This window comes from Chryseobacterium sp. 22532 (genome assembly GCF_052044665.1).
In the GTDB taxonomy this organism is placed as follows: Bacteria; Bacteroidota; Bacteroidia; order Flavobacteriales; family Weeksellaceae; genus Chryseobacterium; species Chryseobacterium lathyri.
In genome coordinates this window covers 34,965-57,224 of sequence record NZ_JBQENJ010000005.1, presented here as the reverse complement: position 1 = coordinate 57,224, position 22,260 = coordinate 34,965, and the positions used below count along the sequence as shown (strand labels likewise).

The following is a 22,260-nucleotide window of genomic DNA, read 5'->3' as shown; positions in this document are numbered from 1 at the left end:
TTTCTATATCTTTGCAACCTGAAAATTAATAGATTAATTACGATTTAAATATATAGTAATGAGTAAAAGAACATTCCAGCCATCAGAAAGAAAGAAAAGAAACAAACACGGTTTCAGAGAAAGAATGTCTACGCCAAATGGTAGAAGAGTTTTGGCAGCAAGAAGAGCTAAAGGCAGAAAGAGTTTAACTGTTAGTGCAGCCCGCGCTAAGAGATAATATCTCGAATTATCATATACAAATCATGCTTGAAAAGAAGTTTTTCAGGCATTTTTTGTTGTTAAAATTTCCTAAAGTTTAGGGTTTTTAAGCTTCTTTTCTCTATTTTTAAGATCTGAAAAAATATTTTAGAAATAGCACTATAAAATTGAATTATGCCGCATACACATATCTCCGGAGATAATATTATAAGCTTACAGCACGCAAAAATTGCGCAAAAAAACTTTACTGTTCTTTCTGACGTTAATCTTAACATCAAAAAGGGCAGATTCTGTTACCTTATCGGAAAAACAGGTTCCGGAAAAAGCTCTCTTCTGAAAACACTTTACGGACACATTCCTTTAGCATCAGGACATGGAGCTGTGGTAGGTTTTGAACTTGCCAAACTGAGACCATCTGATATTCCTAACCTGAGAAGAAAACTGGGGATTGTATTCCAGGATTTCCAGCTACTTTCTGACAGAACAGTTGAGAAAAATCTGAAATTCGTTCTTGAAGCAACAGGGTGGAGTGATAAAATAAAAATGGAAGACCGCATCAATGAAGTTCTTGGAAGTGTAAACATGAAAAGCAAAAAGCACAAGATGCCGCATGAACTTTCAGGTGGGGAGCAGCAGCGTATCGCTATTGCAAGGGCTTTACTTAATCATCCGGATCTTATCCTTGCCGATGAGCCTACAGGAAACCTTGACCCGGAAACATCCAATGAAATCATGACGCTTCTGAAACAGGTAGCCCTTGAAAACGGAGCCGCAGTAGTAATGGCAACACACGATTACCATATGATCCAGAACTTCCCTGGAGAAGCGATCAGATGCGAAGACGGAAAAGTTTCCGTGTTGGATACTGCAGAGTTATTTGAATAAGACATAAGATAAAGAATTACAAATTGGAGGTACAGACTGAATATGACCATCTAACCTCTAGTTTCTAGCTTCTACTTTTAAAGACATGAAACTCCTTCGTGAGTTCAAGATATTGGTCCGAGTATTGTCTCGGACTTTTTTCTATGACAAAATCAGATTCTTCAATAGCCCTTTCTATGAACGAAAATTCCAGAACTAATCTTTTCGTTTTTGAATTCTCAATCCCTTTAATATTAACTTTTCGTTTTAAGAACAATCGGTTTTCTGATGCTATATCAATAAAAACACTGCCGGCCTCAACAGGAATAATAACCGACAAAACACCATGATCAGACAGAAGTTTTGCAGAAACAGAAATAAGCTGCTGGAAATTCAGTTCTACAGTCTGACGTGCTATTTTATCTTTATCAGATCCGGATTCTTCAAAATAAGGAGGATTTGAAACAATAAGATCAAATTTATTTTCTGTATGAAAAGTTTTAAGATCCTGATGGATATTTTTCAGCCTTGAATGAAAAGGAGATTGTTCAAAATTCTTTTTAGTCAGCAGAGCAGCGTCCGCATTGATATCAAGACCCAGAAAAGAAGCGTGATCATTTCTCTGAGCAAGCATTAACGAAATCAGGCCGGTTCCGGTTCCTATCTCCAAAACTTCCGAAGCACTCTTTACATCAGCCAGAATACCCAGCAAAACACCGTCTGTTCCTACACGAAAGACCTCTTTCGACTGTTGGATTTCAAAATATTTAAATTTAAAAGGCTTCACTATAGGTTCGTAGGTAGTGTAATGGTAAATGTAGACCCCTTCCCTACTTCTGATTTCACTGCAATCTCCCCTTTGTAGTCTTCGATCATTTTTCTTACCATAGAAAGTCCAAGTCCCATACCGCTGTTTTTAGAGGTGAAATTAGGCTCAAATATTCTTTCATACATATTTTCAGGAATCCCGATTCCGTTATCCTGTATGGAAATCATTACCCTTCTCTGATGCTGTTCCACATCTACGTTGATAATCAGCTTACGTTCATCGCTTTGGGCCTGTTTTGCATTGGTTACAAGATTAGTAATGATCCTGGAAAGGTAAATCCTGTCCATATTGATCATAATATTACCTTTATTGGAATGCATAAAAATGCTGTCATCATTGAAAACACGCAGAATATCTTCCACTTCAGTATTAAGATTGATGACTTCATTATTTTTTTCAGGAAGTTTTGCAAATTCTGAGAAAGCTGAGGCAACAGTCGCAATCAGGTCAATCTGATCTACCATAGTCTTGCTCATCTGTTTTACTCTTTCTCTGATATTCGGGTCTTCAGGATCAAATTTTCTTTCAAAATTCTGAATGGTAAGCTTCATTGGAGTAAGAGGGTTTTTAACCTCATGGGCCACCTGTTTTGCCATTTCTCTCCAGGCTTCTTCAGAGGCTTTAAACCGTAGCCTTTCTTTCTGATCCTGGATCTGCAGAATCATCCTGTTATAAGCCCTTGCCAGTGCATTAAGCTCATCATTTTTATAGTACCTGATAGGCCGCATTTCATTTTCAAACAATGTAATACGGGTGATCATATCAGAAAATTTAGTAATATTTTTCGCCAGACTGTTGGACGTTACCCAACTTATCCAGACACTGAACAAAATAAGAAAAATATCTACCAGCAAAATATATTTTATATACTGATGAAGGACATCCAGATAGGCAGATTCATTATGATATAAAGGAATATATACAATTCCTATGGGTTCAAGCTCATTATTTTTTAAAAGGAGATACGATGAAGTACGTCCTGCGTCTTTGGTTTTGTCATACCCTTTAATATCAACTCTTGAATCGGTAGCCAGAATTTTATTGACAATATTGAGTGGGATGGTTTTCTGGTCAATAAGGCTTTCATCTTTATTGGAAAGAAGATAGCTTCCTTTCAGATCATAAATCACAATATCATGCTGATTGATATCTGCTATTTCAAAAATCTTATTCCCCAAAACCTGTGGCAGATCCTTTGTCTCAACGAGGGTGCGGCTCACAGCATAATCCAGATATCTCATCACGGCATTGGTCTTCTCCTGCATGTCGATATTACTCTGCTGCAGGGAATTATTCCTTAAAACAAAATAGGGAACCAGCGAGGTAGCAACAACACTTAAAAAACATACGAGTAAGAACCCGAAAAACACCCGGTTCCTTAAACTGTATCCTTTATATTTACTTATTGGCATCCTACTTTTTAATTAATCTAGCAATATACTTACCAATGATGTCAAATTCTAAATTAACTTTATCTCCGATTTTAAGATGCTGCATATTCGTAAACTCCCACGTATATGGAATAATAGCTACAGAAAACTGTGTATCTTCACTTTTTGCTACCGTGAGGCTTATTCCGTTTACCGTAATGGACCCCTGCGGAACAGTTACAAAACTACCGTTGTCTTCATATTTAATGGTAATAAAATAGCTTCCGTCTTTATTTTCAATTCCTGCTACTTCACCGGTTTTGTCAACATGCCCCTGTACAATATGTCCGTCTAATCTTCCGTCCATCTTCATGCATCGCTCAAGATTTACCACAGTACCCACGTCCCATTTTCCAAGATTGGTCTTTTCCAGTGTTTCGTTGATTGCCGTTACTACATATTGATCCTCTTTAATCTCAACAACTGTAAGACAGCATCCGTTATGGGCAAGGCTTTGATCTATTTTTAGCTCGTTCGTAAAAGGGCATGTTAATGTAAAATCTATGTTACTTCCTTTTTCTTCAATCTTTTCAATAATGCCAACTGCTTCAATAATTCCTGTGAACATATTATTTTTTGCTAAATTTGTAAATTATAATCTTCAAAGATAATCAAAATGAGCCCAAAAAACCATAAAGTACGAGTAGGAATTTCAATCGGTGATTTTAACGGCATCGGTCCGGAGATCATCATGAAATCCCTGAGTGACAAAACCATTACGGATTTTTTCACTCCGGTGATTTTTGGCTCGGGAAAGTTATTTACCTTTCAGAAAAATATTTTCAAACTGAATCTTAACTTCAACTACATTAATGAAGCATCGCAGGCTCAGGCAGGAAAACTGAATATGGTGAACCTCACCAAAGACAATGTGAATGTAGAATTAGGTGTTCCTACAGAAGAATCTACCAAAATGGCTATTGATTCCCTGGAACTGGCCACCGAAGCTTTAATGAAAGGAGAGATTGATGTGCTTGTTACAGCGCCTATCAATAAGGATGAAATGGTAAAAATGGGCTTTAAGCATGCAGGACACACAGGATATTTCGAGGAAAAATTCAGTAAAAAAGGACTGATGTTCCTGGTTACAGAAGATCTGAAAGTAGCTGTTTCTACCCATCACATCCCCATTGCCAGTGTTGCAGAAAATATTTCCAAAGAAAAAATAAAAAAACAGATCAGAGCCCTGAACCAGACATTAATAGAAGATTTCTGCATACAAAAACCAAAAATTGCAGTATTGGGGCTAAACCCTCACGCTGGAGACGGAGGTGTGATCGGAAAAGAAGAGATCGAGATTATAGAGCCGGCAATAAAAGAGCTTTCTGATAATGGAATACTAGCGTTTGGACCCTATCCTGCAGACAGTTTCTTCCAGCCTAATAAATACAAAAGCTTTGATGCTGTTTTAGCCATGTACCATGATCAGGGACTTGCCCCATTCAAAACATTAGCCTATGAAGAAGGCGTAAACTATACAGCAGGACTTCCGTTTATCAGGACTTCTCCGGACCACGGAGTGGCCTACGATATTGCAGGAAAAAACATTGCTGATGAGCAGAGTTTTACCGAAGCTATCTTCACTGCTATTAAGATTTTTAAGAACAGAAGCGAATATAATGACCTGATGAGCAATCGTATGCAGCCGAGAAAAATGGCTGTGGATAACGGAGTAGATGAGGATCTTCCTGACGAAAACGAAGGATAAATTGTTAAAACAAATTTTAAATTAATTTGTTATGTATTTTATTTGTTATTATAAAAAAATTGCATATTTTTGCACACTCATTTTATGGACAAGTTAAGAAACTATGACGTAAGCTTTTCCGGACTTAAAAACGGGAAGCACGTGTTCAAATTTGAGATAGATAAAACGTTCTTTCAATTATTTGACACTGAACAGGAATTTACAAATCCTAAAATAACAGCTGATGTTTTTCTTGAAAAGCATACGACATTTTTAGAATTTGAGATCAAAGTACATGGAACAGTAGAGCTTATTTGTGATATCACAAATGATGAATTCGACTACCCTATTGAAAACGAGATCGGAATTTTAGTGCATTTTGGCGAAGAATACGACGACAGCAATGAAGATGTCATTACCATCCCAGCCTCAGATCACGCATTCAATGTGGCACAACTGATCTATGAAAATGTACAGCTTTCTATACCGATGAAGAAAATTTCACCGAATGTAAGCGATGAAGATCTGGAAATTCTGAACAGGTTCAGTCCAAAAGATATTGAGGAACCCGAAGAGGAAAATCATGAGAGCGATCCCAGATGGGACGCACTGAGAAAATTAAAAGACAATAATTAAATAAAATAATTTAAATATGATGAGATGATGAATCTCATCGCTCATCAATTAAAAAAGTTATTCAAAATGGCACATCCTAAGAGAAGACAGTCGTCCACAAGAAGAGATAAGAGAAGAACTCATTATAAAGCAGTAGTTCCTCAATTAGCGAAAGATGCAACAACTGGTGAACTTCACCTTTACCACAGAGCTCACTGGCATGAAGGAAAACTTTACTACAGAGGTAAAGTAGTATTGGAAAAAGAAGTAGCAACTACAGAAGAAAACTAAGAGTCGCTTTTCACTGAAAAAGCCTCATTTTAATACAAAAACCGCCCAATTTTGATAAAATTAGGCGGTTTTTTGTTGTTTTTTGTGTTTTTTTGGTATCTTTGGGACAAAATCAAATATCAAATTTATGGACATTAAAGACATACAAAATCTTATCAAGTTTGTATCTAAAGCTGAAGTTTCAGAAGTAAAATACAAAACTAAAGATTTCGAAATCACTATTAAAACTCCATTAGCCGGTAGCGATGCGGTTTATGCACAACCAGCAGTTTACCATACAGCTCCTCAGGCTGCAGCGGCTCCTGCTCCTGTAGCATCTCAGGCAGCGGCTCCTGCTGAAAAAGCAGAAGCAGTATCTGATGACAGCAAATATGTGGCTATCAAATCTCCTATGATCGGTACTTTCTACAGAAAGCCTTCACCAGATAAAGATGTATTTGTAAATGTCGGTGACGAAGTTTCTGCAGGAAAAGTAGTTTGTGTAATCGAAGCAATGAAGTTATTCAACCAGATCGATTCTGAGATCAGCGGAAAAATCGTGAAGATCCTGGTAGACGATGCTACTCCGGTAGAATACGACCAGCCTTTATTCTTAGTAGATCCATCTTAATTTAGAAGTTAGATGTTAGACATTAGATGTTAGACTTAATTCTGCATTCAAAATAACATTACCTAATTTTCAAATTATCTAATTTTCAAATTGAAGAAGATGTTCAAAAAAATATTAATAGCCAATCGTGGCGAAATTGCAATGCGTATTTTACGTACATGCAAAGAAATGGGGATCAAAACCGTTGCAGTATATTCTACTGCCGACAAAGACAGTCTTCACGTAAGATTTGCTGATGAAGCGGTTTGTATAGGTCCTCCTATGAGTAAGGACTCTTACCTTAAAATCCCTAATATTATTGCTGCAGCAGAAATCACTAATGCTGACGCCATTCATCCAGGTTACGGATTCTTGTCTGAAAATGCTAATTTCTCAAGAATCTGCCAGAAAAATAACATCAAGTTTATTGGTGCTTCTCCTGAACAGATTGAAAAAATGGGCGATAAGGCAAACGCTAAAGCAACGATGAAAGCAGCAGGAGTACCATGTGTACCTGGTTCTGACGGATTAATTGAATCTTACGAGCATGCTGTAAAAGTGGCTGAAGAAACAGGATATCCTGTCATGATCAAAGCTACCGCAGGCGGTGGTGGAAAAGGAATGAGAGCTGTATGGAAAGCTGAAGATCTTAAAGACCACTGGGAATCTGCGATTCAGGAAGCTGTAGCGGCCTTCGGGAATGGAGGAATGTACATGGAGAAACTGATTGAAGAGCCAAGACATATCGAGATTCAGGTTGCAGGTGACCAATTTGGTAAAGCATGCCACCTTTCTGAAAGAGATTGTTCCGTACAGAGAAGAAACCAGAAGTTAACTGAAGAAACACCTTCTCCATTTATGACTGACGAACTTCGTGAGAAAATGGGTGAAGCTGCTGTAAAAGCTGCAGAATTTATTGGGTATGAAGGAGTGGGAACTATTGAATTCCTTGTAGACAAGCACAGAAATTTCTATTTCATGGAGATGAATACAAGAATCCAGGTAGAACATCCTATCACTGAGCAGGTAATTGATTATGACCTGATCAGAGAGCAGATTCTTCTTGCTGCAGGAACGCCTATCTCGGGAATCAACTACTACCCGAAATTACACTCAATTGAGTGCAGAATCAATGCTGAAGATCCATATGCAGACTTCAGACCTTCTCCGGGGAAAATCACAGGATTAAATATCCCTGGTGGACACGGGATCAGAGTAGATACTCACGTATATTCAGGATACACAATTCCTTCCAACTATGACTCAATGATCGCTAAGCTTATCACTACGGCTCAAACCCGTGAGGAAGCTATCGCTAAAATGAGACGTGCATTAGAAGAATTCTATATTGAAGGGGTAAAAACAACTATCCCGTTCCACAGACAGCTGATGGATAATGAAGATTATCTGGCCGGAAACTATACAACAAAATTCATGGAAGATTTTGTAATGGATAGAAAATATGATAATCACTAAGATTATTGATCTATAAATTTTTAACTGCCTCGTTTGAGGCAGTTTTTTTATACCTAATTTTGCAAACTTCATTTTTTGAGAAAATATTGATCTGCATTTCAAAATCCTTCCATTCGTCCTGTCCATCGAAAGTAAACAAACTCTTAATGTAAAAAACCTATAAGCAGCTGATTACCAACAAACAAATCACCTAACAACTGTTAGTCGAAGAATTACGACACTTTTTAAAATTCTTTTAAAAATTTTTTCCTGGTAATATAATTACTTCTAAATTTGGTGACATAAGATATCCAATCACACAATATTAACATTTAAAATTTACTAATCATGGCAGAAAGAAATTCAAGAGGAATTCTAAAATTCAATGGCGGTGAAGGACAGAAGTTATTAAAACTTAACTACAGTGTATCCCGTTCTACAGACGTATCAGGAAGAGTAGCATCAGATCCTTCCAATGCTCTCATCAAAATCACAGTTGAAGCTACAGAAAAATCAGATATTCTGGAAAGTCTTCTGAACGGAAAATACAAACCTACAACCGGAGAAGTAACGTTCAACAAATCTCACGAAGAAGGAACACTGACTACTCTGAAATGGGAAAACGGATATGTAATTCAGCACGAAGTAGATTTTGACGCGGTAGATGACAACAGTATGTACATCAGCTTCGTCGTGAGTGCCGAGCATATTGATCTGGGTAATTCTTCTTATAGAGCAGAATGGCCTACATCTTAAGAATATAATTTCTATATCAAAAAACAGCGGACAGAACGGTAACCCGAAGTGAGGGATACTGTTCTGTCTTTTTTGTTGTATTGACGGTCACTATTTTAACCTAAAAAATATACCCTAAAAATGGTTAAGCTTATTTATAAAAACAAATAATGATCGCTAATATTTCTTTTAAATGAGTTCCCGCAATATGATCCGAAAAACTTCACGTACTTTATTAATATGATAATAACAACATCCTAAAAATAATAGAACCCATTCCGGAAAGATATAAAACCTACACCCCTTGATCAGGAAAAGAAATATTTTCTAGAGGAGCATAACATAGCCTTAAAATACACTTTAAATCCCCAGTTGTACTGTATTACGTTTTTGTTCATGCATCTCATTAATAATGCTTAAATTTGTCAAAAACCGAAACATATGTCAACAGCAGCAACAGCAAAAAACTCACAGTATTTTATTGACCTTGAAGACAAACATGGAGCCCATAACTATCACCCTCTTCCAGTGGTTCTTGACCGCGGCGAAGGCGTTTTTGTATGGGACGTGGAAGGCAAAAAATATTATGATTTTCTTTCAGCATATTCTGCTGTGAACCAAGGACATTCCCACCCTAAAATTGTGGCAGCTTTGGTAGATCAGGCCCAGAAGCTGGCCCTGACATCAAGAGCATTTTACAATTCAAAATTAGGCGAGTATGAGCAAAAAATCACTTCCCTTTTTGGATTTGATAAGGTACTTCCTATGAATTCCGGAGCTGAAGCCGTAGAAACAGCCGTAAAATTAGCCAGAAAATGGAGTTACGAAGTAAAAGGAATTTCAGAAAATGCAGCCAAGATCATCGTATGCGAAAATAATTTCCACGGAAGAACAACTACCATTGTTTCTTTCTCCAATGATCCTGATGCCAACCAGAACTATGGACCTTTCACACCCGGATTCATAAAAATCCCTTACAATGATACTGCAGCATTAGAAGAAGTTCTGAACAGAGAAGCAGGAAATATCGCTGCATTTTTAGTGGAGCCTATCCAGGGTGAAGCCGGTGTTTACGTTCCGGATGAAGGTTTCCTGAAAAACGCTTCTGAATTATGTAAAAAACATAACGTACTGTTTATTGCAGATGAGGTGCAGACCGGTATCGCAAGAACAGGACAGCTTATTGCATGCCACCATGAAAATGTACAGCCTGATATTCTTATCTTAGGAAAGGCCCTTTCCGGAGGAATGTATCCTGTTTCTGCAGTATTGGCTAATGACAGCATTATGAATGTAATCAAGCCGGGACAGCACGGTTCTACCTTTGGAGGAAATCCTATTGCATGCGCCGTAGCCGTAGCAGCATTGGATGTGGTTGCCGATGAGAAACTGTCCGAAAGAGCCGAACAGCTGGGACAACTTTTCAGAGCCGAAATCGAAAAAATTATCGAAAACAACAGTCTTATTACCAAAGTAAGGGGAAAAGGCCTTTTGAATGCTATTTTAATTAATGATACTCCGGACAGCTCTACAGCATGGAACCTTTGCCTACAGTTAAAAGAAAATGGACTTTTGGCCAAACCTACCCACGGAAATATCATCAGACTGGCACCACCTTTGGTTATTACAGAAGAGCAGCTTTTAGACTGTGTCAGAATCATTGAAAAAACTATTACAGAATTTCGTTAATGAAGTTATCAGTCTGTTATATTGTTTTAAATGGAGAAAGAGTCATTGAAAAAAGCATCAGCAGTGTCTACGAGATTGCTGATGAGATAATAGTCGTTGATTCTTTTTCCACAGACAAAACTGAGGAAATCTGTATGGGGTTTCCGAAGGTAAAATTTATCAGAAAAAAATTTCACGGCTTCGGCTGTCAGAAAAACTATACCCTGTCTGAAGCTTCCGGAGAGTGGATCCTGTTTTTGGATTCCGATGAAGTTCCGGATAAAACGGCTGTTGATGCTATCAAAGAAGTTTTAACCAGTTCCAATCCTTCCTATAACGTCTATGAGATCCACTTCAACAATATTCTGCTGAAGAAAACCATACAATATGGCGGCTGGGGTAATGTGTGGAGAGAAAGATTCTTCAGAAAAGGGCACGGAAAATATTCTGACGATTTGGTACATGAATGCTTTATTACACAGGATAAAAAAGGAAGGCTTCCCGGAAATATTGATCACTACACCTATAAAAGCATAGCCCATCATATTGAAAAGATCAATAATTATACACAGCTGATGGCAGAAAAAAAGGTTTTGAACGGGAAATCAGTGTCTCTTTTCAAAATTATATTTTCTCCTTTTTATGACTTCATGAAAACCTATTTTTTTAAACTGGGCTTTCTGGATGGCGTCGCCGGATTTTATATCTCAATCACCGGAGCATTTTACACCTTTCTGAAGTATATAAAAATTAACGAGATCCATAAATTCAAATAATTTCTTCGGATTAAAACTAAACAGCCGGCTCAATTCTATTGCAGCCGGCTGTTCTGTTATATAATGCCATAGATTTAATCATCTAATGCAGATTGTTATAAATAGCCGGATGACCTCTATTTATCGCTTTATTGTCCTTACTTAATACTTCTTACTTAACTTTGTGTTCAAGTTGTTTGTTAGCTTAAATCTTATTTTAAGCTATTTTTAAGTTAATGCGTTCAATATTTAATTAATTTTGAATCTTGTAACAGATGTCTTTTTTTGTAGACTCATACATTATTCAATCAGTTAGTCAGTAATAAACAATAGAATTATATAAACCGTAAATAATTTTATAGACAGCATTATATAAAACACGGTTTATACATTCATATAGCCATGCTCAGATTTATTAAAAGAACATTCGGATTCTCAGGAACAGAAAGTGTCCGCATTCTCATGTATCATAAAGTTTTGCCGGAGAAAAAAATTTCCGGCAAAGATTTGCTGACCGTTTCGGCAGAAGATCTGGAACAGCAGTTTAAGTACATTAAAAATAATTATAACACCTTATTTTTTAATGAACTGAAAACCAACAGCCAGTTGAAAAACAAACTCATTCTCACTTTTGATGATGGCTACCTCAACAATCTTCAATACTTAGTTCCTTTGCTGGAAAAATACTGTTTGAAAGCCACCATCTTCATTCCAACCGAACTTATCCAGAAAAGCGAAGCGGATGAAAACCGCCAGCTCATGACATTTGACGAGATCAGATCGCTAAATCCTGAAATCGTTGAAATTGCGCTTCATAGCCACTCTCATAAGAACTTTTCTCAGATCTCACTTCAGGAAGCAGCAGATGATATTCATAAAAACATCCGTACCCTGGAGGAAAAAGCAATCCCTTTCACCAAGGTACTCGCCTACCCTTATGGCAAATTCCCTAAGAAAGGGGAACAAAAAAAAGAATTTTTCTCCCTACTCGAAAAAGCAGGAATTATTTCTGCAGTACGCATCGGTAACAATATTGCCTATTATCCCTGGAAAAATAAATTTGAGATTAAAAGAATTGATATCAGGGGAGGTGACAGTTTCGATGTATTTAAGTGGAAATTAAGGCTCGGAAAGATTAAACTTTAATTCAGTAGTTCATGGTAAAGCTTTTCATAAGCTCCTGCCATTTCCAGGTATCCGAATTTTAGGGCTCTCTGCTTTAACTGTACAGCATATTCATCCGTTCCGGAGCCGTAAGCCTGCATTCCGGATGCATAAACCTGCTGCATATGTTCCGCTGAAAAGTCATCAAAATAAAAAGCCAAATCTCCCCCTATCTCAGGAAGGCTTGTTAATGTGCTTAAAAAAACAGGCTTTCCAAAATACATGGCTTCCACGGGAGGAATTCCAAAACCTTCTGCCAATGAAGGATGGCAATATGATTCGCAATGCTGAAGAAGAAAATATTTTTCGTTATTATCTATATTTTCCAGGATGTGCACTTTATCTTCCAGTCCCAGAGTTTTTATTTTCTCCAAAAATTTCTCTTTATAGGCAGATTTTGCAGATGAAGTTACCAATACCAGGTCTCTGTCATTTTTTGAAATAAGATCCAGAAGTACATCCTGATTTTTTTTGGGGAAAAGCACTCCGATATTTAAAATATATTTCTTCCCGATGAAACTGTACCTATTCTTAGAAGTGAACTCCGTGGTTTCGGGAAAAATGAGTCCGTTATAGACTACTGTTACTTTAACGTCATTTTTTAAAGTAAAAAGCTTCCTGTTCTTAAGAAAATCTTCTTTTACAAATTCTGAGATACAAACGATGGCATCTGCATTACCTATATTTTTCTGAACGAGTTTTGTGTCTTTTTTCACTTTTTGTTCCAGGCTTCCATCGTGAAGAAAATTAAGATCATGAAGCGTTACTACCTTTTTTTGTCCTTTTTTTACGGTATGAAAATATTTGGAAAGCTGATGAGCAGTATGGATCAGGGAAAAAGGCTGAGTATTTATAGAAAATTTCTTCTGCCAGAACTTCCAGTCGATAATATTAAAGTTTTTTTTCGTCTCTGGAATATTTTTTTTTGGTCCGTAAAAAGTATACTCAAAATCAGAGGTTTTCTCGTCCAGACCCTTTATTAATGAAACACATACGTTGGCAATCCCCGACTTCGGGTACTTTAATCTTTCGACATCAATAAGAATTTTCTTTTGCATTCCGGTCAGGCTTTTCATCAAAAATATAAATTTAAATATGAAATTTTTATTTTTGCAGTATGAAAATTTGTTTAATCAGCTTCGATTTCTGGAATTATGATGAACACATAGTGGAAAAACTGAGTGATAAAGGCATTGAAGCATGCCACATCAACATCGGAGCCTTTACCCACAAAAATACCGGAGAGCGTATAAAAAACACGTTCAGCAAGATTTTTCTGGGCAAAAATCCAAAATATCACAAAAGACAAAGTTTCATACTGGAGTCTCTGGAAAAAATAGGACGACAGGATCAAATCCTGGTCATCAATCCTGAGGCTATTGACGAAAGCATCCATCAAAAGATCAGGGAATATACGGACCGGAACATTGCCTATCTGTATGACAGCATGGCGCGGAACCCGGCTACCCATCTTCTACATTATTTTGATACGATATTTTCTTTTGATGATGAAGATGTAAAGAACTTCGGATTCGAAAAGATTACCAATTATAATTACCTGGACCATATTCCGGCATCCAAGCAGCGTCCGAAGCTGGACCTGTTTTACATCACATCGTATGACCAAAAAAGGCTTTCTGCCCTAAATATGTTGATCAACCGTATACATCCAATGAAAATAAAATTCGAGGTCTATATGGTTGGTAAAAAGGGCTGGAAAAATAAACTGAACCAGATCATTGATAAAAAAAATATTGATATTTTAAAGTTCGGAAGAAAAAAGATACCTCATCACGTACTTCCCGCCTATTATAAGAATACCAAAGTTATCCTTGACCTGATGCGGGCCGACCAGACCGGACTCAGCTTCAGAATATTTGAAGCCATGGCTCTGGAAAAGAAAATTATTACTGATAACCCCACCATCAAAACATATGATTTTTATAATCCCAATAACATTTTGGTGTTGGATAAGAATTTCCGCAATCTGAAAAAAGATTTTTTCACTACACCATACGAAAAACTGCCTGAAGAAGTTTATTATAAGTATACTCTCGACCATTGGGTGAACACTGTATTTAAACTGAATTCATGAAAGAAATAAAAAATGTACTTATTGTAACCCGGGAATACAAATCTTCCCGAACTCCTAAAGTAGGCGGAACAGGCGTTTTTTATAAAAATTTATGCGCAGAACTTGTAAAGAGAGGGATCTCAGTACATGTTTTCCTGATTTCAAAATATGTATTTGATATAGAGGAAAACGGTGTAAAGATCCATTCAATCAAAGATATTTTCAAAGCCAATCCTCTTCTTGAACTGCTAAGGTCTTTTACCGGAAAACTGAAAATTCTTGAGCAGATTCATTTTAAAACCTATTTATACGAGAAAAAAAGCATCTCTAATCAGATCAGTTCCTGGATCAGTAAGATTAATCTTCATTTTGACATTGCAGAAACCCATGACTTTGACGGTCTGGCACTTTCCATCCCTAAAGAAATTCCTTATGTGATCAGATGCCATGGCTCATGGTCTGTTCTGGAAAAATATTTTGGCTACAAAAAAGTGCATAAGGGAAGAATCTTCTGTGAAAAAGCTGCTTTTAAAAGTTCCGAAAATATTATTACGATATCCCGGTATAATGAGAAGATCAATAAGAACCTGTTTGGTATCAAAGATCCGAAACTCATTTACAACGGCATTGATGAACAGTTCTACAAACCTGTAGAAAATGTAGAAATCATTCCCAAATCTGTATTTTTTCTAGGAAATGTTTCTTTTGAAAAAGGGGCAGAAACTCTGATCAGTGCTTTTATTAAGCTCAAAAAAAAATATCCTGAAACATCGCTTCATTTCATAGGAAAGCCCAATCATTATCCGGCCTATATCACTGAGAACATCCCTGATATGGAGACCCGGAATTCAATTCATTTCTATGGCAATAAACCGGGAGAGGAAATTGTACAGCTCATCGGCAAAGCAGAGGTGGTGTGTTTCCCCTCTAAAGGTGAAAATTTTAGCTTATCTTTGCTCGAGGTAATGGCCATGCAGAAACCTATTGTATGTTCTGCGATAGATTCCTTTAAAGAAATCATAGAGGAACCTGCGAATGGGCTGATTGCCGGGGAAGGAAACTTCCACGAAAAAATAAGTCTTATTTTTGAAGACGATGAGCTGAGAAACAGGATATCAGTCAATGCACGAAAATTAATAGAATCTAAATTCGGCATTGATATGATGGTGGATGAGACCATAAGTTATTATACAGAAATTATAGAAAAATACAAACTGTAATATTTCCGGAAATAACGAACGAGCTTCTTAGTTCATCCTAAGTTTTAGAATATGAATGCGAAGGAACAAATTGAAAATTTAGAAAAGCAGCTTAAAGCACTTAGAAAAAAATATTATATCAAGTCTTTTTTCAGGAAAGCCAAAAGACTCGTAACCGATTTTTTACCGCTGGATTCCATCCCTTCTGAATACTGTACGGAAAGAATTACAATCAGTGACAAAGAAGAGTCAGAATTGTTTCTGCCTAAAACGTTTGATACTACGACTCAAGCTTCTATAAAAACACCTAAAAATGCCATAGAGATTTTTGCCCTTCAGAATGTTTTCTGTATTCCCAATTCCACTTATTTTTTGGATCTGAAAAAAGAGAAGATCTATTATGAAAAATGGCATGACGACGACAGAATCACGTATGTCTACAATACCAACAATCTTTTGCAGCATTCAATGACTCTTGCCAAGGTGAAGAACTATAAAGAGGTTTATTATGACGAGGAAGCTATTTTCATGGGTGGAACGTTTACTTTCAATTATTATCATTTCCTGGTAGATATCCTGTCCAAAGTTGAGTATTTCAAACATATTCCTGATGCAAAAAATAAGCTGATCATCATAGATGAAGATGTACAGAAGGTCGAAAATCTGAAGGACCTGCTTATGTTCTTTTTGAAGGATTATAAAATTATGTTCCTCAGCCACGAAAAAAATTATTACCGCTTTAAAAAGCTGTGGCATATCACCAGCAACAATTATGCAGTCCCGAATATTATGCCGGGTATGACCTATGAGGCCGGGTTTACAAAACTATCAAAATCGTCGCTCCAATATCTCCGAAAAACAGCCTTTGACAATCTGGATCTCGCCAAAGTCCACATTCAGCCAGTTAAAAGAATATTTATCTCCAGAAGATCTCAGTATAGAAAATATAATGAAGAAGAAATCCTGGCTTTGGTACAAAAGCATGGGTTTGAAGAAGTCTTTTTTGAAGATCTGAACATTCATGAACAAATCTACCTGGTCAACAATGCCGAATATATTATTGGCCCCAGTGGTGCAGCCTGGACGAATGTATTATTTGCCAACCAAGGTGCTAAAGGCCTGAGCTGGTTCAGTTCCGTATGGGGAGATTTTGCAATTTTTTCTACCTTAGCTAAGCAAGTAGGCTTCGATCTTTATTTTTATATTTACCCGCAGGATTATGAAGGTTTCCATGAAGATTACAGACTGGATCCTGAAGTTTTTAGTCAGTACTTGGATAAGCTAATCAATATGCAAGAAGTCACGGATTAAACAGATCACGATTACAAAATATGAATTTAGTACCCAATTATAATAAAAATCAGATTTTCTCTTACGGAATACTATTTTTATCAGGTTTATATTTTGCGTTTATAAGTGTTTATTCCATTAATCAGGTTGACTTAGGGTTTCAGCTGTCTGCAGTAGAAAGATTAAAAGCCGGGCAGATTATTTACAAGGATTTCGATTTTATCCGTCCTTTTTTCGGAGTCATTTTTTGGGATTACCTGCTCAAGTTTATTCCGCTGCATTTTGATTATTTAATTCTAATTTCCCGGTTTTTTGTTATTATAGAAAGCTTTGTCATTTGTTATACCATACAGAAGCTTATTTTTGAGAGGAAGGATCTACAGACTACCGTATTTCTGGTATTATGTTTTCTTCATACCTTCCCCATTATGCCCTGGCATACTATAGACGGAATTTTCTTTGCCGTCCTTGCGCTGCTGTTTTATAAAGAAAAATGGTATCTGAGTTCACTCCTTTTTATTGTATTCGCTTCTCTTACCAAGCAATCGTTTATGATTTTCGGACTGGGAGCATCAGTGATTATCCTTTTTGATCTGTTTAAAAAATTGGTGATTACAAAAAAAGACCTGTACCTCTTTATTCCTTCTTTTTTATTTTTAATTGCAGTATTGTTTCAGTATCGGATTATTGAAAATTTCAGCTTATTTATAGATCAGGTTTTACAGTCTGCATCGCCATCTTATCTTTACGAAGGTTGTATAGCTCCTTATTTTTCTTTTGAAAAAAACTTTCACACCATACTCTATATTCTTTCATTGTCCTTGATCTATTTTATAAATATTAATAGAAAAGTATTTGAAATAGCATTGATGGCTGTATTGCCGGTCTTTATCATATATCCTTTTTTTAATGATGGGCAATTCAGGGGAGCTTATGTTTTGTATGTTCTCTTATTCATCTTATTTCTAAAATATGAACGGCAAAATAAATTTATATTTTTATTGCTGTTTCTCGGATGGTGCTCTTCTATATCGTGGGGATATAATACACCTGCTTTTTTTATTTTGATTCTTCTTTATAGGTTTATAGAAAAGCAGAACAAATTTTTTATACTTTTATGGGGAGTTATATTAACCGTCTTTTCAATATATAGAGGCAAATATCCTTATGCTTCCGAAAATCTTGCCTCTAAACATCTCTTTATTAAAAACATCCCGGCAGTTTCAGGTCTATTGGTCTCGGAAAAAGAATATTCTTATATCCTGGAAGCACAAAGGATACATAAAGTGCATAAAAATATTATATTCTTACCCGCTTCACCTCTTTTGGATATTATTAACACCAGTTTTTTGAACCGTGCGTCATGGGAAATGGACATTGAATACCCAAGCTGGAAATCTGAGCTTCAAAAATTAAAAACAAACCCAATAGCAGTAGATAACAATCTCTTTCATTACTATAAAAAAGGCTTCTTTGTCAGTTCAATAACCCTTGAACTTATGAAACAAAAAAAGGCGATCAGGAAGACAGAATATTTTACCATTTATAGCAATTAAACTCATCCTATCTAAAATCAGTATCTTTAAACAATGAACAACCCGCCGCTTGTAAGCCTCATCATCATCACCATGAACCATGAAAAGTTCATTGAACAGGCATGCTTGTCCGCCATTTCGCAGACCTACCGCAATTATGAAATTATTCTTTTGGATAATGCCTCGCAAGACAGGACATCTGAAAATGCAGAACAGGCTCTTTCAAAGTTTGACAAGCACTACAAAATCATCAGAAATACAGAAAGCTTCGGCGTAGCAAAAAACATTAACATTGCAGTTTCTCATGCATCGGGAGAATATATTTCCCTGCTTTCGGGAGACGACTGGTATACAGAAGACCATCTTTCAGAAAAAGTATCATACATTGAGAAAAATCCTGTAGACTTCATTCTTTCGGACGGTTATAAATATTATCAGTCGGAAGAGAAAATGACAGATGCCTATACTCCGAAAGAGAAAAAACAGATCATGGACACGCTTAATAATTTTTTCCATGAAAATGTTTCGGAAAACAAAACGGCCAATGTAGGAACATTTGTAAAAAGAGAACTTCTTGTAAAATATCCATTTGATGAAAACATCAATACCGAAGACTGGGATATGAATTTAAGACTGACTTCCAAAGGCTATAAAATTGGATTCATTGATAAGAAACTATTCTATTACAGAATCCTGTCCACCAGCCTTTCCAGAAACTGGAAGCTGATGAAAGATTCTTATGAAAAAGTGACTCATAAATACATTGATTACATAAAAGCCGATCAGGAACTTTATAAAAAATACAGACTTAAGCTCATTCATTTCAAATACGAAATCCTATTATCAGAAACAGATTCAGAATCTGAAAAAGAAAGGCTGCAAACAGAGTGGAAAAAAGAAAAGTACAGAATTAAGTACAAAAATCCTGTCTTATTCTTCAAACTGCTGATGCTTAAATAAGATAGGAAGTTTGAAGACGGAAGAAAGAAGTTATATTAACCCCAACAGGAACTTCCAGCCTCCCTCTTCAAGCTTCCGGCCCTTTAATCTTAATTTTCTTCACCTGAACTCGGGTAATTTTCAGTAAATTTGCACAAAATTTTTATTGAAATGGGGAAAGTAAGAGTTCGTTTTGCTCCAAGTCCTACCGGACCTTTGCATTTGGGAGGCGTAAGAACCGCATTATATGATTATCTTTTTGCCAAAAACCAGGGTGGTGAATTTGTACTTCGAATCGAAGATACAGATACGGCTAGATATGTAGAAGGAGCTGAAGACTATATCGAAGAAGCTTTAGAATGGTGCGGAATCGTTCCTGATGAAAGTCCTAAGAAAGGAGGAAGATTTGCCCCTTACAGACAGTCTGAAAGAAGAGACATCTACGACAGATACACAGCGCAGATCCTGAAAACAGATTATGCCTATATCGCTTTTGATACTCCTGAAGAACTGGATGCCATCCGTGCTGAATTTGAAGCCAACGGTGAGGTTTTCTCTTATGATAATAAAACCAGAAACCGTCTCAGAAACAGTGTCGCACTTTCCGAAGAGGAAGTTCAGAAATTACTGGATGAAAAAACACCTTATGTGGTAAGATTCAAAATGCCGGTCGACAGAACATTAAACCTTCAGGATATCATCCGAGGAAATTCTTCTGTGAACACCAATACACTGGATGATAAAGTCCTTGTAAAGAACGATGGAATGCCTACTTATCATTTTGCCAACATCATTGATGACCACGAAATGGAAATTTCCCACGTGATCCGTGGTGAAGAATGGCTGCCATCTTTAGGACTTCACACTTTATTATACGAAGCGATGGGATGGGAAGCACCTCAGTTTGCCCACCTTTCTTTAATCCTGAAGCCTGATGTATCAACTTTAATTAATAAAGATAATATTGACAGCATCACAAAATCTTTTGCAGAAGAATTCGTTTTGAAAAACAGCCAGTTTTCTTTTGATGAATCAGCAGAGCTTATTAAATCTTTCTTTGCAGAAGTAAAAAGCCCGAGATTTAAATCAATGCTGGGCGAAAATGATAAAGATAATCCGTTAACCGCTTCTGTAAAACAGTTTTTAAAGAAAGGTCTTTCCGGAAAATTAAGCAAAAGAGATGGTGATAAGTTTGGATTCCCTGTATTTCCGCTGGACTTCAAAGATCCTGCAACGGGAGCTGTTTCTAAAGGATACAGAGAAAACGGATATCTTCCTGATGCATTTATCAATATGGTCGCTTTGTTAGGCTGGACTCCTTCAGATGATAAAGAAATCTTATCACTGGAAGAAATGGGTAAAGAATTTGATCTTCATAAAGTACATAAAGCAGGTGCCAGATTCAGCAAGGAGAAATCCGAATGGTTCAACCATCAGTATATCCAGATGAAATCGGACGACGAGCTTCTGCAGCTGTTAAAAAATACAGACATTGACCTTTCCGGTGTTTCTGATGAAAAGTTAGTAAAGATCATCGGTTTGATGAAAGAAAGAGCTACCTTTCCTAAAGATATTTATGAAAACGGAAAATTTTTCTTTAAAGCTCCGGTTTCTTACGATGAAAAAGCATCAAAAAAAGCATGGAACGAGGAAACTTCAGCTGTTTTAGGGGAATTATCCGAAAATCTTACTGCCACTGAATTTAGCTCAGAAATCCTGAAGCAGGCAGTTCACGATTTCGCGGAAAACAAAGGCCTGGGGATGGGAAAAGTAATGATGCCGTTACGTTTGGCTCTGGTAGGAGAACTGAAAGGCCCGGATGTTCCGGATATCATGGAACTGATTGGAAAAGAGGAAACTATCTCCCGAATAAACAATGCTATCAATAATTTTAAATAGTTTTTCATAATTTTTCATAAATTTGAAAGATTTAATTTACTTCAAGAAATGGAATATTTAAGTTTCGAACTTCCTATAAAAGATCTGATGGATCAACTTCAGACTTGTTCTTTAGTAGGAGAAGAAAGTGGTGTTGATGTAAAATTAGCATGCAGCCAGATTGAGGACAAGATTTTGGAAAAGAAAAAAGAAATCTACGAAAATCTTACCCCTTGGCAAAGAGTACAACTATCCCGCCATCCTGATCGTCCTTATACAATTGACTATATCAACGGAATGGTAGATAAAGGGAGTTTTCTGGAGCTTCACGGTGACAGAAATTTCGCAGATGACCCTGCAATGATCGGCGGTTTAGCAACATTGGATGGCCAGAAAATAATGATCATAGGAACCCAGAAAGGGAGAACCACTAAAGAAAGACAGTACAGAAGATTCGGAATGCCAAATCCTGAAGGATACAGAAAAGCTTTACGACTAATGAAGCTTGCTGAAAAATTCAAAATCCCTGTAGTGACTTTAGTAGATACACCGGGAGCTTATCCTGGATTAGAAGCTGAAGAAAGAGGACAGGGAGAAGCGATTGCCAGAAATATTTTTGAAATGGTTCAGCTTAAAACTCCTATTTTCACTTATATTATTGGTGAAGGAGCAAGTGGCGGAGCTTTGGGAATAGGAGTCGGAAATAAAGTATACATGCTTGAAAATACATGGTACACTGTAATCGCACCGGAAAGCTGCTCTTCTATTTTATGGAGAAACTGGGATCATAAGGAAGATGCAGCCAATGCATTAAACCTTACCCCGAAAGATGCTTTAAGAGAAAAATTCATCGACGGTATTATTGAAGAACCCCTTGGAGGTGCTCAATATGATCCTGAAGTAGCTTATCTGAACCTTAAGCATTCTATTTTACAGAATATTAAAGCTTTTTCAAAGTTTTCAGGACAGGAACTTGAAACCCAGAGGCAGGAGAAATTCATTGCAATGGGACAGTTTAAAGGATAAAATAAAAAACGGTTAAGAAAATTTCTTAACCGTTTTTAC

Annotated in this window: 22 protein-coding genes; 18 read left to right on the top strand and 4 right to left on the bottom strand. The window is 36.8% G+C overall.

All coding sequences use genetic code 11. The features are described from left to right. Positions 1–58: 58 nt before the first annotated feature. Both rpmH and ACTJIV_RS14365 read left to right on the top strand, forming a co-directional pair. Positions 59–217, top strand: a complete 159-nt coding sequence (gene rpmH / locus ACTJIV_RS14370; RefSeq protein ID WP_034701860.1) for a 50S ribosomal protein L34 — start codon at positions 59–61, stop codon at positions 215–217. Positions 218–372: 155 nt separating this feature from the next. After that, the gene (locus ACTJIV_RS14365; protein ID WP_111955548.1) at positions 373–1,083 is read left to right on the top strand and encodes a cell division ATP-binding protein FtsE; all 711 of its coding nucleotides are present in this window, start codon (positions 373–375) and stop codon (positions 1,081–1,083) included. 64 nt (positions 1,084–1,147) lie between these two features. Here the strand turns inward: ACTJIV_RS14365 and ACTJIV_RS14360 are convergent, their stop codons facing one another. From ACTJIV_RS14360 to ACTJIV_RS14350, 3 genes are read right to left on the bottom strand one after another with little or no spacing between them, the layout of a single operon-like run. Continuing rightward, on the bottom strand, positions 1,148–1,849 hold the full coding sequence (locus tag ACTJIV_RS14360; RefSeq protein ID WP_440628276.1) for a tRNA1(Val) (adenine(37)-N6)-methyltransferase: 702 nt from the start codon (positions 1,847–1,849) through the stop codon (positions 1,148–1,150). Continuing rightward, positions 1,849–3,303 carry a sensor histidine kinase gene (locus ACTJIV_RS14355; protein ID WP_111955552.1) on the bottom strand — a complete coding sequence of 485 codons (1,455 nt, stop codon included), beginning with the start codon at positions 3,301–3,303 and terminating at the stop codon, positions 1,849–1,851. Before ACTJIV_RS14355 ends, ACTJIV_RS14360 begins: the two co-directional genes overlap by 1 nt. Position 3,304: 1 nt before the next feature. Beyond that, on the bottom strand, positions 3,305–3,889 hold the full coding sequence (locus tag ACTJIV_RS14350) for a riboflavin synthase (RefSeq protein WP_111955554.1): 585 nt from the start codon (positions 3,887–3,889) through the stop codon (positions 3,305–3,307). A gap of 48 nt (positions 3,890–3,937) precedes the next feature. Here ACTJIV_RS14350 and pdxA point away from each other — a divergent pair, with 48 nt between their 5' ends. The 9 genes from pdxA to ACTJIV_RS14305 all read left to right on the top strand — a co-directional run bounded on the left by pdxA (position 3,938) and on the right by ACTJIV_RS14305 (position 12,262). Next, a complete protein-coding gene (pdxA, locus tag ACTJIV_RS14345) occupies positions 3,938–5,029 on the top strand; it encodes a 4-hydroxythreonine-4-phosphate dehydrogenase PdxA (protein ID WP_111955556.1) in 1,092 nt (363 codons plus the stop codon). 84 nt (positions 5,030–5,113) lie between these two features. After that, a complete protein-coding gene (locus tag ACTJIV_RS14340; protein WP_111955558.1) occupies positions 5,114–5,644 on the top strand; it encodes a YceD family protein in 531 nt (176 codons plus the stop codon). A gap of 66 nt (positions 5,645–5,710) precedes the next feature. Then, positions 5,711–5,914, top strand: a complete 204-nt coding sequence (gene rpmF / locus ACTJIV_RS14335) for a 50S ribosomal protein L32 (protein ID WP_007843326.1) — start codon at positions 5,711–5,713, stop codon at positions 5,912–5,914. A 127-nt stretch (positions 5,915–6,041) separates the two neighbouring features. Then, positions 6,042–6,524: an acetyl-CoA carboxylase biotin carboxyl carrier protein gene (accB, locus tag ACTJIV_RS14330; protein WP_440628274.1), complete on the top strand. Its 483-nt coding sequence runs from the start codon at positions 6,042–6,044 to the stop codon at positions 6,522–6,524. A 99-nt stretch (positions 6,525–6,623) separates the two neighbouring features. Next, on the top strand, positions 6,624–7,979 hold the full coding sequence (gene accC / locus ACTJIV_RS14325; RefSeq protein WP_111955562.1) for an acetyl-CoA carboxylase biotin carboxylase subunit: 1,356 nt from the start codon (positions 6,624–6,626) through the stop codon (positions 7,977–7,979). Positions 7,980–8,306: 327 nt separating this feature from the next. Beyond that, complete coding sequence (tssD, locus tag ACTJIV_RS14320) at positions 8,307–8,714, top strand: type VI secretion system tube protein TssD (RefSeq protein WP_111955564.1); 408 nt, start codon at positions 8,307–8,309, stop codon at positions 8,712–8,714. A 420-nt stretch (positions 8,715–9,134) separates the two neighbouring features. Next, positions 9,135–10,382: an ornithine--oxo-acid transaminase gene (gene rocD, locus ACTJIV_RS14315; protein WP_440628271.1), complete on the top strand. Its 1,248-nt coding sequence runs from the start codon at positions 9,135–9,137 to the stop codon at positions 10,380–10,382. Next, the gene (locus ACTJIV_RS14310) at positions 10,382–11,137 is read left to right on the top strand and encodes a glycosyltransferase family 2 protein (protein ID WP_440628269.1); all 756 of its coding nucleotides are present in this window, start codon (positions 10,382–10,384) and stop codon (positions 11,135–11,137) included. Before rocD ends, ACTJIV_RS14310 begins: the two co-directional genes overlap by 1 nt. 381 nt (positions 11,138–11,518) lie before the next feature. Further along, positions 11,519–12,262: a polysaccharide deacetylase family protein gene (locus ACTJIV_RS14305; protein ID WP_111955570.1), complete on the top strand. Its 744-nt coding sequence runs from the start codon at positions 11,519–11,521 to the stop codon at positions 12,260–12,262. Here the strand turns inward: ACTJIV_RS14305 and ACTJIV_RS14300 are convergent. Further along, the gene (locus ACTJIV_RS14300) at positions 12,259–13,356 is read right to left on the bottom strand and encodes a glycosyltransferase family 4 protein (RefSeq protein ID WP_223560381.1); all 1,098 of its coding nucleotides are present in this window, start codon (positions 13,354–13,356) and stop codon (positions 12,259–12,261) included. The two genes, ACTJIV_RS14305 and ACTJIV_RS14300, sit on opposite strands and share 4 nt — an antisense overlap. A gap of 41 nt (positions 13,357–13,397) precedes the next feature. Here ACTJIV_RS14300 and ACTJIV_RS14295 point away from each other — a divergent pair, with 41 nt between their 5' ends. The 7 genes from ACTJIV_RS14295 to ACTJIV_RS14265 all read left to right on the top strand — a co-directional run bounded on the left by ACTJIV_RS14295 (position 13,398) and on the right by ACTJIV_RS14265 (position 22,221). After that, the gene (locus tag ACTJIV_RS14295) at positions 13,398–14,375 is read left to right on the top strand and encodes a glycosyltransferase family protein (RefSeq protein ID WP_223560382.1); all 978 of its coding nucleotides are present in this window, start codon (positions 13,398–13,400) and stop codon (positions 14,373–14,375) included. Further along, on the top strand, positions 14,372–15,574 hold the full coding sequence (locus ACTJIV_RS14290) for a glycosyltransferase family 4 protein (protein WP_440628266.1): 1,203 nt from the start codon (positions 14,372–14,374) through the stop codon (positions 15,572–15,574). The genes ACTJIV_RS14295 and ACTJIV_RS14290 overlap by 4 nt, the downstream gene beginning before the upstream one ends. A gap of 51 nt (positions 15,575–15,625) precedes the next feature. Further along, positions 15,626–16,864 (top strand): glycosyltransferase family 61 protein, encoded by a 1,239-nt coding sequence (locus tag ACTJIV_RS14285; RefSeq protein ID WP_440628264.1) that lies wholly within the window; start codon positions 15,626–15,628, stop codon positions 16,862–16,864. Between the two features lie 20 nt (positions 16,865–16,884). After that, entirely contained in the window at positions 16,885–18,399 is a 1,515-nt protein-coding gene (locus tag ACTJIV_RS14280) for a hypothetical protein (protein WP_440628263.1), read from the top strand. Positions 18,400–18,432: 33 nt separating this feature from the next. Further along, the gene (locus ACTJIV_RS14275) at positions 18,433–19,338 is read left to right on the top strand and encodes a glycosyltransferase family 2 protein (protein WP_440628261.1); all 906 of its coding nucleotides are present in this window, start codon (positions 18,433–18,435) and stop codon (positions 19,336–19,338) included. 150 nt (positions 19,339–19,488) lie between these two features. Continuing rightward, positions 19,489–21,216, top strand: coding sequence for a glutamate--tRNA ligase (gltX, locus tag ACTJIV_RS14270; protein WP_440628259.1), 1,728 nt, complete (start codon positions 19,489–19,491; stop codon positions 21,214–21,216). Between the two features lie 48 nt (positions 21,217–21,264). Next, positions 21,265–22,221: an acetyl-CoA carboxylase carboxyltransferase subunit alpha gene (locus ACTJIV_RS14265; RefSeq protein ID WP_111955584.1), complete on the top strand. Its 957-nt coding sequence runs from the start codon at positions 21,265–21,267 to the stop codon at positions 22,219–22,221. Positions 22,222–22,260 lie beyond the last annotated feature (39 nt).